Source organism: Rhodococcus sp. MEB064 (assembly GCF_000834565.1).
Classification (GTDB): Bacteria; Actinomycetota; Actinomycetes; order Mycobacteriales; family Mycobacteriaceae; genus Rhodococcoides.
Map to the genome: position 1 here is coordinate 1 of NZ_JXQS01000006.1, position 15280 is coordinate 15280.

Consider the following 15280-nt stretch of genomic DNA (forward strand, 5'->3'; position numbering starts at 1 on the left):
GGGCCGAGACGGAGTTTCCGTCTCGGCCCGAGCCGTCCTATGCGTTGCCGTTGAACAGGGAAGTCACGGAACCGTTCTCGAAGACCTCGCGGATCGTCTTGCCGAGCAGAGGTGCGATGGAGAGCACTGTCAGCGACGGGAACAGCTTGTCGTCGCTGATGGGCAGCGTGTTGGTCACGACGACCTCCTTGGCGCCGCACGAGGCGAGGCGCTCCGCGGCCGGGTGGCTCAGCACGCCGTGCGTGGCGGCGATGACGACATCGCCCGCGCCGGCTTCCTTGAGCACCTTCACCGCGCCGGCGATGGTGCCGCCGGTGTCGATCATGTCGTCGATCAGGATGCAGGTGCGTCCCTCGACGTCACCGACCACGCGGTTCGACTTGACCTGGTTGGGCACCAACGGGTCTCGCGTCTTGTGGATGAACGCCAGCGGTGCCCCGCCGAGCGAGTCGGCCCACTTCTCCGCGACGCGCACACGGCCGGAGTCGGGGGAGACCACGGTGATGTGCTCGAGGTTGTAGCCCTCGCGGATGTGGTCGGCGAGCTGACTGTGCGCATGCATGTGGTCGACCGGGCCGTCGAAGAAGCCCTGGATCTGATCGGTGTGCAGATCGACCGTGATGATGCGGTCGGCGCCGGCCGTCTTGAGCAGGTCGGCGACCAGGCGTGCGGAGATGGGCTCGCGGCCGCGGTGCTTCTTGTCCTGGCGGGCGTAGGGGTAGAACGGCAGAATCGCGGTGATGCGCTTGGCCGATCCGCGCTTGAGCGCGTCGATCATGATGAGCTGTTCCATGAGCCATGTGTTCAGCGGGAACGGATGGCTCTGGAGCACGAACGCGTCGGAACCGCGGACGGACTCCTCGAAGCGGACGAAGATCTCGCCGTTCGCGAAGTCGCGGGCCGTCTGAGGGGTGACCTCGATTCCCAGTTCCTCGGCTACCTGCGCGGCCAGCTCGGGATGAGCGCGACCGGAGAAGAGCATCAAGTTCTTCTGGTTGTCGATCCAGTTGGCTGTGGTCACTGCTCTACTCGCCGTCCTCAATGTTGGTACTCGTGTCGTGCTCGGTCGAGCGGGCACGTTCGGCGGCATCGGCCGCCGGCGTTCCCGGACGTTTCTTCTGCACCCAGCCCTCGATGATCCGTTGTGGACCACCGGATACGGCCAGCGCGCCCGCCGGTACATCATGACGTAGGACGGTTCCGGCACCCGTGTAGGCCCCGTCGCCCACGCGGACCGGCGCGATGAACATGGTGTCGGAGCCGGTGCGCACGTGCGAACCGATCTCGGTGCGGCTCTTGCCGACGCCGTCGTAGTTGACGAAGACGCTCGACGCCCCGATGTTGGAGTGCTCGCCGATGGTGGCATCGCCGACGTAGGTCAGATGGGGCACCTTGGAGTGGGCGCCGATCGTGGCGTTCTTGGTCTCGACGAACGCGCCGAGCTTGCCCTCGACTCCCAGTTCGGTACCGGGACGCAGGTAGGTGAACGGGCCGACGGTCGCGTCCGCGCCGATGATCGACTCGGAACCGTGAGTGCGCACCACCGAGGCGCCGGACCCCACGGAGACGTCGGTGAGCGTGGTGTCGGGTCCGATGACGGCGTGTTCTCCGATGGCGGTGCGGCCGTGCAGCTGGGTTCCCGGCTTCAGGACGGCGTCGCGTCCGATGGTGACCTCGACGTCGACCCACGTCGTTGCCGGATCGACGACGGTGACACCGGCCCGCATGTGACGGGCGAGCACGTGGTCGTTGAGGATGCGCGTGACCTCGGAGAGCTGCACCCGGTCGTTGACCCCGCGGACCAGGGCCGCGTCGGTGAGCTGGGTACTGAACACGGGAAGTCCACGGCTGCGGGAGATCTTCAGGACGTCGGTCAGGTACAGCTCGTGCTGGGCGTTGTTCGTGCCGAGCGAGTCGAGCGCCACGCGCAACGACGCCGCGTCGAAGGCGTAGACACCGGAGTTCACTTCGGTGATGGTCAGTTGCTCGGGGGTGGCGTCGGCGTGCTCGACGATTTCCTGGACCCGGCCCGAGGAGTCGCGGACGATGCGTCCGTACCCTGTGGAGTCCTCGGGGACCGACGTCAACACCGACACGGCGACGGTGTCGGGGGAGGACAGGTGATCGTGCAGCAGGGCCTGCAGGGTGTGGGCGTCCAGCAGGGGGACGTCGCCGGCGGTGACGACGACGGTGCCGTCGAAGTCGTCCGGGAGGGACGCGAGACCGCACTGGACTGCGTGTCCGGTGCCGTGCTGCTCGTCCTGGACTGCGATGTCGATGGTGCGGCCCAGAGTCTCCGCGAGGTGTCCGACCGCTGCCGCCACCTTCTCGCGATCGTGGCCGACGACCGTCACCAGATGATCGGGATCCAGACCGTCCGCCGCGTGCAGGGCGTGCGCCAGCATGGACCGCCCACCCAGCTCGTGGAGCACCTTGGGTGTCGCCGATCGCATTCGACTACCCGCCCCCGCGGCGAGCACGACAACAGCGACCTTCGACGTCATGAATCTCCTCGAGCGACTTCGGTGGACGGACCGAACGTTCCGTTCGGCACCACCCGTGACCAGCGAGCTTCGGCTCCGCCGCCAGGATTCGAACCTGAACTATCTGAACCAAAATCAGAGGTGCTGCCATTACACCACGGCGGATGGTTGCCCCGGCCGATCGTGCGCCGAGCGCGTCGATCCTCGCACGAGAGCCCCCACTGCGTAAAACGAATCCGGGGCGGTCGTGAAACTCTTGCAGACATGACGTCGACGCCTGATGCGCCCCGCGATACCGAGCGCAGCGAGCCACGGGACAGCACGGTCCCACCGGAACGCGCACCGAGGGTTCGCATGACCGGTACTCAGCGCAGAGCACAGCTGATCGAGATCGGTCGGGCCCTGTTCGCCGAGCGCGGCTACGAGGCGACGTCCATCGAGGAGATCGCCCAGCGCGCGCAGGTGTCCAAGCCCGTCGTCTACGAGCACTTCGGCGGTAAGGAAGGCCTGTACGCGGTCGTGGTGGATCGAGAGATGTCGACTCTGTTGTCGATGATCACCTCCTCGCTCACCGAGAACAGGTCCCGCATCCGTGTCGAGAGGGTGGCGTTGGCTCTGCTCACGTACGTGGAGGAACGCAGCGACGGATTCCGGATCCTGGTCCGCGACTCCCCGGTGGCGGCGGCGGAGGGGACGTACTCGAGCCTCCTCAACGATGCGGTCGGGCAGGTCGGTCACATCCTCGCCGGCGATTTCTCCCGACGCGACATCGATCCCGCCAATGCCCAGCTGTATGCCCAGGCATTGGTCGGAATGGTCTCCATGACGGCTCAATGGTGGCTGGACGAACGGTCGCCGTCGAAGGAGGTCGTGGCCGCTCATATCGTGAACCTGTGCTGGAACGGGCTGACGAATCTGGAGCCCGATCCCCGCTTGGGGAGCTGAAAGCGCGGGTATCATCGGTGGTAGCGACGATGGACCGACGTCGTGGTCGTGACGACACGACACTCGGACTCCTGGACGAGTGCCCGTGGGCCGTAGTGGTCCAGTGGTACCGTTCTCGCGTTGTTCACGGATTCATTGCCCCAAACTTTCGAGGCGGAACGCATGGTTAGACAGGCACGCGCCGAGATCACACGCGACACGGTGCTCGCGGGGGCAGCCCATGTCTTTCTGCGTCTCGGATACGCCAATGCCAGCCTCAGCGAGATCATTTCGCAGTCGCAGGTCACCAAGGGCGCGCTCTACTTCCACTTCGGGTCGAAGGAAGAGCTGGCCCGCGCCGTCATCGACGAGGGTGTCAAGCGCCTCACCGTCGCGTGCCGTGCTCTCGACGACGGCCGCATTCCCGCTCTCGAAGCGGAGATCGGCGTCTCGTACATCACGGTCGACCTCGCGGTCACCGATCCGATGGTGTCGGCCATGTTCCGGCTCAAGCACCAGATCGGCGACTACCGCGGCACCGGTGAGAACGTCATGGAGGGGTGGTCGGAGTACCACACCGGTCTGGCTCGCCGCGCGATCGACGAAGGTGACCTCGAACCCGACCTCGACCCCGTGACCACGGGAATGCTGTTCCTCGAGGTCATCGTCGGCGCGCACATGGTTGCCGTGGCCACCGACAGCACCAAGGAGCTGTCGTCCCGTATGGAGCGGCTCTGGCACTACCTGCTCCCGTCGCTGGTTCCCGCACGCAAGCTCGATTACTTCCGCGAGTTCGCCGCGCGCCGCGTCCTCCGCTACGGCGCCTGACACCTCGCCGGTCGGAGTTGTCGGCCGCACCTCCTAGAATCGGGAGTGAATCGTCGCCGTCGGGTTGCCGCCCTCGAGGGGTGTCCGCACCTCGGCTCGATCACGTCGTCTTCTCGTCAGGAGTTCTGCTGGTGTCCTCGCCGTCCGTTCATGATTCCGCCGCTACGTTGGCCGGTGGCAGTATGTCGGGCCTCCTCGAGTGCGCGCTGCGTGACTCGTCTCTGACCCGGATCGTCGAGATGTCGGGGAGGCCGACGGCCACCCTCGTCGCACCCACACCCGCCCGAGCCTTCATCGCGGCGGCGATGGCGCAGACGACGCCCGTCCTGCTCGTCACCGCCACCGGTCGCGAAGCGGACGACCTGACTGCAGAGCTCACCGAGATGGTGGGCGGTGCGGTCGCGCAGTTCCCGTCGTGGGAGACGCTGCCGCACGAGAGGCTGTCGCCGGGCGCCGACACCGTCGGACGTCGCATCGAGGTGCTGCGCAGGCTCGCCCGTCCCGACGACGCCGACTACGGCGTCCCTCTGAAGATCATCGTCACCACGGTTCGCTCGGTCCTGCAGCCCATGGCGAAGGGACTGGGGGAGATCGAGCCCATCGGGCTGCGTGTGGGCGTCGAGATCGACTTCGAGGATCTGCAGAAGCGCCTGGTCGAACTGGCGTACACGCGCGTCGACATGGTGGGCAAGCGCGGTGAGTTCGCGGTGCGCGGCGGCATCCTCGACCTGTTCTCCCCGACGGCGGACTACCCGGTCCGCATCGAATTCTGGGGCGACGAGGTCACGGACGTCCGCGCCTTCGCGGTCGCCGACCAGCGGTCCATTCCCGACGTCGAGGTCGATTCGGTCATCGCCCCGCCGTGTCGGGAGATGATCCTGGACGAGGCCGTCCGTGAGCGCGCCGCTCGTCTGGCCGCCGACAACACGAGCGACGCCGCGCTGGTGGAGATGCTCGAGAAGATTTCTGCCGGCGTCCCCGTCGAGGGCATGGAAGCACTGCTTCCGGTCCTGAAAGCCGGTGGACTCGAACTTCTCACCGACGCCCTGCCCCCGGGCGCCCACGTCCTGGTGTGCGATCCGGAAAAGGTCCGCACTCGCGCCACCGACCTGGTGCGCACCGGCAAGGAGTTCCTCGAGGCGTCGTGGACGGCCGCCAGCATCGGCGCCCACGCACCCCTCGACACCAGCACCCTCGACACCAGCAACCTCGATGCCGACGGCACCGAGGCGACGTCCGACCTGCTCGACCTCAGCGCGTCGGCGTACCGCTCGCTCCGCCAGGTCCGCGAGACCGCCGACGCCGCCGGTCGTCCGTGGTGGACCGTCGGCCCGATGGCGTCGGGCAGCGACGAGGAGATCGTCCTCGACGTGGACGCCGCACCGGACGTCCGAGGGTCGGAGGAAGTGCTTGCGACTCTCTTCCAGATGTTCACCGCGCACATGGCCGCGGGTGGACGCGTCGCCGTCGTCGTCGCCGGGGCAGGAACCGCGCAGCGCACCGTCGAGCGTCTGAAGGAAGCCGGCGTTCCCGCGGTGCACCTCGACGCAGGAGCGCAGCCGGGACCCGACGTCGTCGGCGTTCTCTGCGGGTCTCTGCACTCCGGCCTCGTTCTTCGCGACGCCGCTCTGGTCGTGGTCACCGAGGCGGATCTCACCGGCAACCGGGTCGCCGCCGCCGGTGACGGCAAACGACTCCCGGCCAAGCGTCGTAACCAGGTCGACCCGCTGGCGTTGACGTCGGGGGACATGGTGGTGCACGACCAGCACGGCATCGGCAGGTTCGTCGAGATGGTCGAGCGCGTCATCGGGGGTGCACGCCGCGAGTACCTGGTCGTCGAATACGCACCCAGCAAGCGGGGTCATCCGGGTGACCGGCTGTTCGTGCCGATGGAGTCGCTCGACCAGTTGTCCCGCTACGTCGGCGGGGAGATGCCGAGTCTGAGCAAGCTGGGCGGCTCGGACTGGACCAATACCAAGCGCAAGGCGCGCAAGGCAGTTCGCGAGATCGCGGGTGAGCTGGTGCAGCTCTACGCTGCCCGTCAGGCCGCGCCGGGTCACGCGTACGGTCCGGACACTCCGTGGCAGAAGGAGATGGAGGACGCGTTCGCGTTCACCGAGACGGTCGATCAGATGACGGTCATCGCCGAGGTGAAGGCCGACATGGAGAAGGCCGTCCCGATGGACCGCGTCGTCATCGGCGACGTCGGCTACGGCAAGACGGAGATCGGTGTGCGCGCCGCGTTCAAGGCAGTGCAGGACGGCAAGCAGGTCGCCGTCCTGGTGCCCACCACGTTGTTGGCGCAGCAACACCTGCAGACGTTCCACGAGCGCATGGCCAACTTCCCGGTCACCGTGAAAGGCCTCTCCCGCTTCTCCGATGCCGCCGAGTCCAAGGAGACGCTGGCCGGCCTCGCCGACGGCACCGTGGACATCGTCGTCGGCACGCACCGGTTGTTGCAGACCGGAGTGCAGTGGAAGGACCTCGGGCTGGTCATCGTCGACGAGGAGCAGCGGTTCGGCGTCGAGCACAAGGAACACATCAAGGCGCTGCGGACGCACGTCGACGTGTTGACCATGTCGGCCACCCCCATCCCCCGCACACTCGAGATGAGCATGGCGGGCATCCGCGAGATGTCGACCATCCTCACTCCTCCGGAGGAACGCCATCCGGTGCTCACCTACGTCGGTGGTTACCAGGAGAAGCAGGTGGCCGCCGCGATCCGTCGTGAACTCCTGCGCGACGGTCAGGTGTTCTACGTCCACAACCGGGTCAGCAGCATCGACAAGGCGGCCGCGAACATCCGGCGGCTCGTTCCCGAGGCCAGGGTCGTCGTCGCACACGGACAGATGAACGAGGACGCACTCGAGAAGACGGTGCAGGGATTCTGGGAGCGCGAGTTCGACATCCTGGTCTGCACCACGATCATCGAGACCGGCCTGGACATCTCCAACGCGAACACGCTGATCGTCGAGCGCGCCGACTCGTTGGGGCTCTCGCAGCTGCACCAGTTGCGCGGCCGAGTGGGACGTAGTCGCGACCGCGGGTACGCCTACTTCCTGTATCCGCCCGAGAAGCCGCTGACCGAGACCGCGTACGACAGGCTCGCGACCATCTCGCAGAACTCGGACCTCGGCGCCGGTATGGCCGTGGCGATGAAGGACCTCGAGATCCGCGGTGCCGGCAACGTGCTGGGCGCCGAACAGTCGGGTCACGTCGCGGGAGTCGGCTTCGACCTGTACGTGCGGCTGGTCGGCGAGGCTGTCGAGGCGTATCGCGCCGTGGCCGACGGCCGACCGGTCACGACCGACGAGGCGCCGAAGGAGGTGCGCATCGATCTTCCGGTTGACGCGCACATCCCGCCCGACTACGTCACCAGCGACCGTCTGCGACTCGAGGCGTACCGCAAGCTGGCGGCCGCCCAGAACGACGCCGAGATCGGCGCCGTCATCGACGAGCTCACGGACCGCTACGGACCGGTGCCGGCCGAGGTGGTCCGACTGGTCGCGGTCGCAGTGCTGCGGATCCTGTGCCGCTCCTACGGCATCGTCGACGTGCAGATGGCCGGGACGATGGTGAAGTTGGCGCCGATGGACCTACCCGACTCCAAGCAGATACGGTTGAAGCGGCTCTATCCCAGCGCGCAATATCGGGCGACCACCGGCACGGTGCAGATCCCGATTCCGCGCGTTGCCGGTGGTGGAGTCGGTTCGGCCCGCGTTCGCGACGAGGAACTGCTCCAGTTCGTCGCCGACGTGCTGCTCGCGATGGACGGGCAGCCCGCGGGCTCCGTACGAGTCGAGCAACCGATCGGGGTGTGAACGCAGATGACAGTGCTGCTTCTGGATCCCCTCCGTCCGACCATGGTGCCGGTCGCAGCGGTATCGCTGCTGGACAAGCCCGTGGGGTTCACCGAGGAAGTTCCGGTGTCCATCCGCTGGCGTCTGACGGGCTTCACGTCCGCCGGAGACCAGGACCAGCCCGAGGTGCTCATCAGCACCAGCCGGGACAACCCGGACGTGCAGGAACGCATCACCCGCGGTGAGGACGTCATCGAGGTCCCCGTTCCCAAGGGCGGCAATCTCGCCGAGGCCGTCTTCATCATCGACAAGTTGCGGTCCCTCGGCGGGTGGGAGGCGCAGCAGACTCACGAGACTCTCCGGACCTACCTCCTCGAGGAGACCTACGAACTTCTCGACGCCATCGAGTCCGGTGATTCCGACGCCATCCGGGAGGAGCTGGGCGACCTGCTGCTGCAGGTGCTGTTCCACTCACGCATCGCTCGTGACGGCGGGGACGACGCGTTCGACATCGACGACGTCGCATCGACGCTGGTGACCAAACTGACCCATCGCAGTCCGCACCTCGACGACACGTCCGGAGCGCCCGTGGACATCGTGGCGCAGGAGAAGGCGTGGGAAGAGCGCAAGGCAGCCGAGAAGGCCCGGGCGTCGTGCCTCGACGGCATCGCCATGGCTCAACCGTCGTTGGCGTTGGCTCAGCAGGTGGTCACGCGTGCTGTCCGGGCCGGACTGCCCAAAGATTTCGTTCCGGACCACATGCTCGAGGTGCGCATCGACATCACGGACGAGCACGGTGGTGCCAGCGCCGAGGACACCCTGCGGCGCACCGTCAACGAGTTCGTCGCCGACGTCCGTGCCGCCGAACGTGGCGCGGCGATGGACGGCGTCCGGTCCGCCGAGATGGATGCGAGGGCGTGGTCGAAGTACTGGCCGGGCACGGACATGTTCGGCCGTCCGCTCGCCGCCACCGGAACGGACGACGCTCGGATCGCGGCGTCGCACCATCGCCCGCCGGCGCAGGGGAGTGCCGCCACGCGGTAGCGCTGTTCGCTCACGCGAAGAGCGTCGAGCCCCAGTACCCGTCGCTACCGTCGGGCACGCCGGGAGGGCAGGCGAACACGGCCGATCCGACGTGGGAGATGTACTCGTTCAACGCATCCCGACGTGCCAGTGCAGCCTGCATCGGAACGAACTGCGTCTGCGGATCGCTGCAGAAGGCGATGAAGAACAAACCCGCGTCGAGATGGCCGAAGCCGTCGGACCCGTCGGTGAAGTTGTAGCCGCGGCGCAGGATCTTGATTCCGCCCAGCGATTCCGACGACGCGAGACGCACGTGTGCATCCTTGGCGATCGTCGACGAGCCGAGGTCGACGGTGTCGAACTCGGTGCCACCGCTGAGGGGAGCGCCGGTGGCCTTGGATCGGCCGATGACGCGTTCCTGCTCACCCAGTACGGCGCGGTCCCACGGCTCGATCTTCATGCGGATACGACGCGCTACCAGGTAGGTGCCACCGACCATCCAGTCGGTGCCGGCGTCCTCGCCCACCCAGACGTGCTCGTCGACGGCCGCGGTCTCCTCGGCCTTGAGGTTGTTCGTTCCGTCCTTGAAACCGAACAGATTGCGAGGAGTCGCCTGTGTCGTCGACGTCGATGCCGTGCGGCCGAATCCCAGTTGCGACCAGCGTACGGACGCAGTGCCGAACGCGATGCGCGCCAGATTGCGGATGGCGTGGACGGCGACCTGGGGGTCGTCGGCGCAGGCCTGGACGGCGATGTCGCCGCCGCTGCGTGCGGGATCGAGGTCGTCGCCGGGGAAACGCGGAAGTTCCTGCAGCGCATCAGGCTTGCGGTCGGCGAGGCCGAACTTGTCGAAGAACGAGGGACCGAAGCCGACGGTCAGCGTGAGGTTCGACGGCAACAGGCCGTATGCCTCGCCGGTGTCGCCGGGTGGCTCGTACTGTCCGCCGCCGACCACGCCGCCGGGGACCGACTCGGCGCCGACGGTGAGCCGCTCCGCCATCGCCGTCCAGGCGGTGAGCATCGCGACGACGTCCTCGCGAGAGGTGGTGGTGACGTCGAAGGTCACGAAGTGCATGCGGTCCTGCGCGGGCGTGACGACGCCTGCCTGGTGCGCGCCCCGGAACGGTACGACGGCGTCCGCCGGAGCCGCGACGGGCTGCTCGGGAGCCGTCGTCCGGCCGATCACCGCACCTGCGCCGACGGCGAGTGCGCCCGCTCCTACGCCGCCGAAGAGGGCTCGGCGGGAGAGTTTCCGAGGTGGTGTGGCGACGGCGTCCGTGTCGGACTCGCGCTCAGGCGCCTGCGACGACACCCTGCACCTGACTCACCGACGCGGAGAGCGCGTCGATCTTCTTCGACAATTCCTGGCGCTGCGGTTCGGTGACCGTGTCGTAGGAGACGAAGCCGTCGCCCTGACGGAACTTCGCCAGCTCGGTGTCGAGATCGGCGAAGCGCTGGTCGATGGTGGCGGCGAGTTCGGGGTCGCGCTCGGACAACACCGGCGCCAGCGCTGCGACGGCAGCCTGCGATCCGTCGACGTTGGCCTGGAAGTCGTAGAGATCGGTGTGGGAGAAGAAGTCTTCCTCGCCGGTGATCTTGGTCTGCGCGACCTCGTCGAGCAGGCCCTGTGCCCCGCCGGCGACGGTGATCGGGTCGACGACGAAGTCGGGGGACTGGACACCGGCGACGAGTTCGTCGACATCGGCCTTCAGCTGGTCCGCGACGGCACCGGTGTCGGGCTGCACACCCTGCGCCCACAGGTCCTTCTCCAGGCGGTGGAAGCCGGTCCACTCCGTACCCGGCTCGACATCGGGCTCACGCAGGTCGATGCGGGGGTCGAGGTCGTCGGGGAAGCTTTCGGCGACCGGCTCGATGCGCTCGTAGTAGGTCCGCACGATCGGGAACTGCGCCTTGGCGCTCTCGATGTCTCCCGACTTCACGGCGTCGACGAAGGTCGCGGTGGTCTCCTGCAGTGCCGTGACCTGGCTGACGACGTAACGCTTGTACCCGTCCGCCGCCTCGGCGAGCGTGCCGTCCGCGTCGGTGCTGACAGCGTCTCCGGTGACGACGAAGTCGCCGCGGATGCCGTCGCCGACCATTCCCGGCTTGCACGCCGTCTGGTAGGTGGCGGGTTCGGGGAGGGCGACGATCAACTGGCGGGAGACACCGGGGCCGATGTTCTCGATCTCGCCCATGACGCGATCACCGTCACCGTAGACGTAGAACTCGGTGACCTTGGAGCCGTTGTTGGTCACCTGGAAGGTGGAGCTGCCGGTCTGCGCACTGGTCGCGCCCACGTCGCACGAGCTGTCGTTCGCGTCGACGATGATGTCTCCGCCGTCGGCTGCCACCGGCGTTTCCTTCTCGGTGCAGGCCGTCAGTGCCAGGGGCAGCGCGGCCGCGCTGAACAGAAGTCGGGTCGTGGTGCGCATGGAGAAAAGGCCCTTTCGAGAATGGGGTCGGGATGCAGAGAGGGTCAGGAGGCCGCGGGTTGCGGCTGGGGAATGGCAGCTGTCGGCCGGACGGCAGGCCGGAGGAACACCGGAAGGACGACCGCGAGGTAGACCACCCAGGCAGCGACCTGGAGAACGGTCGGCTCGGGGCGGAAGTTGAAGATTCCGGCGACGACGGTGCCGTACCAGCTGCCGGCATCCCAGGTGGCGCTGATGTCGAAGGCGGTGGCGCTGCCACCGGGGAGGACGCCGCCGATCTGCAGTGCCCGCACGCCGTAGGCGAGGATCCCTGCCGCGACGAACACGAGGAAGATGCCGGTGTAGCGGAAGAACTTGGCGAAGTCGATGCGGATCGTGCCGAGGTAGAGCAGCACCGTGAGGACCGCAGCGGTCGCGATTCCGGCCAGCAACCCCAGCAGCGGCCATGAACTTCCGTTGGTGTTCTCGGCATACCCGACCATCAGGAGGGCAGTTTCGATTCCTTCTCGGCCGACGGCCAAGAACGCCAGGGACGTCACGGCGACGGGTCCGACATCGAGCGCGCGGGCCATGCCGGCCTTGAGGTTGCCCGAGATCGACGCCGCGGCGGTCCGCATCCACAGCACCATGCCGGTGACGATGGCGACGGCCACGAGCGATGCCGCCCCGGCGATGATTTCTGCGGTCAGGCCGGTGACAGTGGACGTGCCGAGGTGGATGACGGCGAATACCGCAGCGACCATCGCGACTGCCGATCCGACGCCGACCCACACCCATCGGAGCGCGTCCCGACGATCGGATTTGACCAGGAAGGCGACCAGGATCATGACGACGATGCCTGTTTCCAGTCCCTCGCGGAGTCCGATCAGACCGCTGCCGACCATCTGCGTGGCCACGGAGGGCGCGGACGCTGCGACGAGGAGTGTGGACACGGCAGGTTCTCCTGGGAAGGACGTAGTAGCGACAGGTCTTAGGCAAGGCGACCCTCACTCGATGCTGAACATACACGGGCAGAAGGCCGGAAAACAGCGCTCGATCAGGACTTTAGTTTCTCTTTAACTGTTTATTACTTTCTGTCGGGATGATGGAGTCATGCATCCACCACGCCTCGGGCGTCGACGCGGCGCGGCTGTCTCCCTCATCGCCGCCGTGGTCCTGACCGGGTGCAGCGAGATCGACCGGCCTCGGATCGAGATACCCGAGGGAGTGCCACCCGGTGCCGGTGCCCCACTACCTCCCATCGACGTCGACGCCCCCGGTAGATCGGCCGATCTGTTGGTGGACTGGGCCGCCCCACTCGCCGATCCGCTCGGCATCGGATCGACCGCACTCGAGTCCTACGGACACGCGGCCGCGGTGATGGCACGGTCGGCGCCCGGGTGCGGGCTGGCCTGGACGACCCTGGCGGGGATCGGCTACATCGAGAGTCGGCACGGAACCTTCGCCGGATCGTCCGTCGGCGTGGACGGGACGTCGGCGCCTCCCATCCGCGGCGTGCCGTTGAACGGCACTGCCGGCAACGCCGAGATCGCCGACACGGACGGCGGGGAACTCGACGGCGACACGACGTTCGACCGGGCGATGGGGCCCATGCAGTTCATTCCCGAGACGTGGCGCAAGTGGGGCGTCGACGCCAACGGTGACGGCCGGGCAGACCCGGACAACCTCGACGATGCAGCCCTCACCGCGGGCCGCTACCTCTGCGCGCGGGGCGGCGACCTCACCACTCCCGAGGGGTGGCAACGGGCGCTCCTCGCGTACAACCAGTCGGGCGTCTACTCCAGGGATGTGCGCGACGCGGCCGCCGCCTACTCCGTCGGTACACGTCCCTCCGGCTAGTCTGTGGGGCGAGCAGTGCCTGCACCATCCACATGCCTGATTAGGAGTTCATTCGTGGCCATCATCGAACAGGTCGGAGCTCGCGAGATCCTCGACTCACGTGGCAACCCCACGGTCGAGGTCGAGGTCGCACTCGACGACGGCACGCTCACGCGCGCAGCCGTTCCGTCCGGTGCCTCGACCGGTGAGCACGAGGCCGTCGAGCTTCGCGACGGCGGAGACCGGTACCAGGGCAAGGGCGTCGAGAAGGCCGTCAACGCCGTGCTCGACGAGATCGCGCCGGCCGTCATCGGCCTCGACGCCATCGAGCAGCGCACCGTCGACCAGGCTCTGCTGGACCTCGACGGCACGGCCGACAAGTCACGCCTCGGCGCGAATGCGCTCCTCGGCGTCTCGCTCGCCGTCGCCAAGGCTGCTGCGGAGTCCGCCGGCCTCGAGCTGTTCCGCTACCTCGGTGGCCCGAACGCGCACATCCTCCCCGTGCCGATGATGAACATCATCAACGGTGGCGCGCACGCCGACAGTGGCGTCGACGTGCAGGAATTCATGATCGCCCCTATCGGTGCACCGACCTTCAAGGAAGCGCTCCGCTGGGGCGCCGAGGTGTACCACTCGCTGAAGTCGGTTCTCAAGGAGAAGGGCCTGTCCACCGGCCTGGGCGACGAGGGCGGTTTCGCGCCGGACCTCGCCGGCACCAAGGCCGCCCTGGACCTCATCTCCGAGGCCGTCGGCAAGACCGGTCTGACGCTCGGCTCCGACATCGCGCTGGCGCTCGACGTCGCCGCCACCGAGTTCTACACCGCCGGAACGGGATACGCGTTCGAAGGCAGCAACCGCTCGTCGGAGGAGATGTCGGCGTTCTACGCGGAACTCCTGGACCAGTACCCGCTGGTCTCCATCGAGGATCCGCTGGACGAGAACGACTGGGACGGCTGGGTCGCCCTCACCGACAGCATCGGTGACCGCGTCCAGATCGTCGGCGACGACCTCTTCGTCACCAACCCCGAGCGTCTGGAAGAAGGCATCGTCAAGGGTGCGGCCAACGCTCTGCTGGTGAAGGTGAACCAGATCGGCACGCTCACCGAGACTCTCGACGCCGTCGACCTCGCGCACCGCAGTGGCTACCGCACCATGATGAGCCACCGCAGCGGCGAGACCGAGGACACCACCATCGCCGACCTGGCCGTGGCCGTGGGCAGCGGACAGATCAAGACCGGTGCCCCCGCACGAAGCGAGCGCGTCGCGAAGTACAACCAGTTGCTCCGCATCGAGGAAGCGCTCGGCGATGCCGCTCGGTACTCGGGCGAACTGGCGTTCCCGCGACTCGACTTCACGTCGAAGGACAGCTGAGCAGCACCATGAGTGATCGGGACAGTCGCCGTAGCGCGGCGCGGCCGGGTGGCCGTTCGCCGCGCCGAGATGCGCGTCCCGGTCGATCCACTCGCCGGGACGGGTCCGGGGCATCGACGCCCCGGACCGTCTCGGGCGTGGTCAACGACGTCGTCACCGAGGGCGCAGCGCTTGTCGGGCGCCGGCCCCGCCGTGGTCGTGGTGAGAAGAAGGACCGCACGTTCCTGGGCCTGTCGACGGGCAAAGCCGTCGCGTTGGCCGTGGTGATCTGCGCGCTCGCGCTGACCCTCGCAGTTCCGTTGCGCACATATATCTCTCAGCGCGGAGACGCGGTCGCTGTCGCCGACGAGCGGCAGGTGCTCGAGGAGCGGGTGCGCGACCTGCAGATCCGCAAGGCTCAGACGGACGATCCCGCCTACATCACGGCCCAGGCGCGCGAGCGCCTCGGCTACGTCATGCCCGGCGAAACCCCCTACCAGGTCCAATTGCCCGGTGCGCGTGCACGTTCGGACATCGAGAACGATCCGCCGCCGGCGCCTCCGGGCCCGTGGTACAGCGATCTGTGGTCCACGGCGACCACTCCACGCTGACCCCCCCACTT

12 protein-coding genes and 1 tRNA gene are annotated in these 15280 nt (G+C 67.5%); 7 read left to right on the forward strand and 6 right to left on the reverse strand.

Annotated elements, in window-relative coordinates; all coding sequences use genetic code 11:
- Positions 1-37: 37 nt before the first annotated feature.
- The 3 genes from RU01_RS02715 to RU01_RS02725 form a co-directional block, all read right to left on the reverse strand.
- The gene (locus RU01_RS02715; RefSeq protein WP_082042840.1) at positions 38-1021 is read right to left on the reverse strand and encodes a ribose-phosphate diphosphokinase; all 984 of its coding nucleotides are present in this window, start codon (positions 1019-1021) and stop codon (positions 38-40) included.
- Positions 1022-1025: 4 nt separating this feature from the next.
- The gene (gene glmU / locus RU01_RS02720; protein ID WP_042572980.1) at positions 1026-2504 is read right to left on the reverse strand and encodes a bifunctional UDP-N-acetylglucosamine diphosphorylase/glucosamine-1-phosphate N-acetyltransferase GlmU; all 1479 of its coding nucleotides are present in this window, start codon (positions 2502-2504) and stop codon (positions 1026-1028) included.
- A 73-nt stretch (positions 2505-2577) separates the two neighbouring features.
- A tRNA-Gln gene (locus RU01_RS02725) sits at positions 2578-2648 on the reverse strand.
- A gap of 189 nt (positions 2649-2837) precedes the next feature.
- Here RU01_RS02725 and RU01_RS02730 point away from each other — a divergent pair.
- From RU01_RS02730 to RU01_RS02745, 4 genes are all read left to right on the forward strand, one after another.
- Positions 2838-3428 (forward strand): TetR/AcrR family transcriptional regulator, encoded by a 591-nt coding sequence (locus RU01_RS02730; protein WP_042572981.1) that lies wholly within the window; start codon positions 2838-2840, stop codon positions 3426-3428.
- A 162-nt stretch (positions 3429-3590) separates the two neighbouring features.
- On the forward strand, positions 3591-4235 hold the full coding sequence (locus RU01_RS02735; RefSeq protein WP_042572982.1) for a ScbR family autoregulator-binding transcription factor: 645 nt from the start codon (positions 3591-3593) through the stop codon (positions 4233-4235).
- Positions 4236-4417: 182 nt separating this feature from the next.
- Positions 4418-8056: a transcription-repair coupling factor gene (gene mfd / locus RU01_RS02740; RefSeq protein ID WP_042573053.1), complete on the forward strand. Its 3639-nt coding sequence runs from the start codon at positions 4418-4420 to the stop codon at positions 8054-8056.
- A gap of 6 nt (positions 8057-8062) precedes the next feature.
- Entirely contained in the window at positions 8063-9079 is a 1017-nt protein-coding gene (locus tag RU01_RS02745) for a MazG family protein (protein WP_082042842.1), read from the forward strand.
- A gap of 10 nt (positions 9080-9089) precedes the next feature.
- Here RU01_RS02745 and efeB read toward each other — a convergent pair whose 3' ends face one another.
- Genes efeB through efeU form a run of 3 tightly spaced genes read right to left on the reverse strand, consistent with a single transcriptional unit; the run spans position 9090 to position 12374 of the window.
- Entirely contained in the window at positions 9090-10370 is a 1281-nt protein-coding gene (gene efeB, locus RU01_RS02750; protein ID WP_042572983.1) for an iron uptake transporter deferrochelatase/peroxidase subunit, read from the reverse strand.
- On the reverse strand, positions 10351-11490 hold the full coding sequence (gene efeO, locus RU01_RS02755; RefSeq protein WP_042572984.1) for an iron uptake system protein EfeO: 1140 nt from the start codon (positions 11488-11490) through the stop codon (positions 10351-10353). Before efeO ends, efeB begins: the two co-directional genes overlap by 20 nt.
- Positions 11491-11534: 44 nt before the next feature.
- The gene (gene efeU, locus RU01_RS02760; RefSeq protein WP_082042850.1) at positions 11535-12374 is read right to left on the reverse strand and encodes an iron uptake transporter permease EfeU; all 840 of its coding nucleotides are present in this window, start codon (positions 12372-12374) and stop codon (positions 11535-11537) included.
- A 208-nt stretch (positions 12375-12582) separates the two neighbouring features.
- Here efeU and RU01_RS02765 point away from each other — a divergent pair, with 208 nt between their 5' ends.
- The 3 genes from RU01_RS02765 to RU01_RS02775 are packed head-to-tail and all read left to right on the forward strand — an operon-like array spanning position 12583 to position 15269.
- Positions 12583-13329, forward strand: a complete 747-nt coding sequence (locus RU01_RS02765; protein WP_042572986.1) for a lytic transglycosylase domain-containing protein — start codon at positions 12583-12585, stop codon at positions 13327-13329.
- Positions 13330-13383: 54 nt separating this feature from the next.
- Complete coding sequence (gene eno / locus RU01_RS02770; protein WP_042572987.1) at positions 13384-14679, forward strand: phosphopyruvate hydratase; 1296 nt, start codon at positions 13384-13386, stop codon at positions 14677-14679.
- Positions 14680-14687: 8 nt separating this feature from the next.
- Positions 14688-15269, forward strand: a complete 582-nt coding sequence (locus RU01_RS02775) for an FtsB family cell division protein (protein WP_042572988.1) — start codon at positions 14688-14690, stop codon at positions 15267-15269.
- Positions 15270-15280 lie beyond the last annotated feature (11 nt).

Bases quoted from the DNA above. Each gene is read 5' to 3' on its own strand.
- glmU (WP_042572980.1), bottom strand. From the start codon at position 2,504: ATGACGTCGAAGGTCGCTGTTGTCGTGCTCGCCGCGGGGGCGGGTAGT.
- RU01_RS02730 (WP_042572981.1), top strand. From the start codon at position 2,838: ATGACCGGTACTCAGCGCAGAGCACAGCTGATCGAGATCGGTCGGGCC.
- RU01_RS02735 (WP_042572982.1), top strand. From the start codon at position 3,591: ATGGTTAGACAGGCACGCGCCGAGATCACACGCGACACGGTGCTCGCG.
- mfd (WP_042573053.1), top strand. From the start codon at position 4,418: ATGTCGGGCCTCCTCGAGTGCGCGCTGCGTGACTCGTCTCTGACCCGG.
- RU01_RS02745 (WP_082042842.1), top strand. From the start codon at position 8,063: ATGACAGTGCTGCTTCTGGATCCCCTCCGTCCGACCATGGTGCCGGTC.
- efeO (WP_042572984.1), bottom strand. From the start codon at position 11,490: ATGCGCACCACGACCCGACTTCTGTTCAGCGCGGCCGCGCTGCCCCTG.
- efeU (WP_082042850.1), bottom strand. From the start codon at position 12,374: ATGGTCGGCAGCGGTCTGATCGGACTCCGCGAGGGACTGGAAACAGGC.
- RU01_RS02765 (WP_042572986.1), top strand. From the start codon at position 12,583: ATGCATCCACCACGCCTCGGGCGTCGACGCGGCGCGGCTGTCTCCCTC.
- RU01_RS02775 (WP_042572988.1), top strand. From the start codon at position 14,688: ATGAGTGATCGGGACAGTCGCCGTAGCGCGGCGCGGCCGGGTGGCCGT.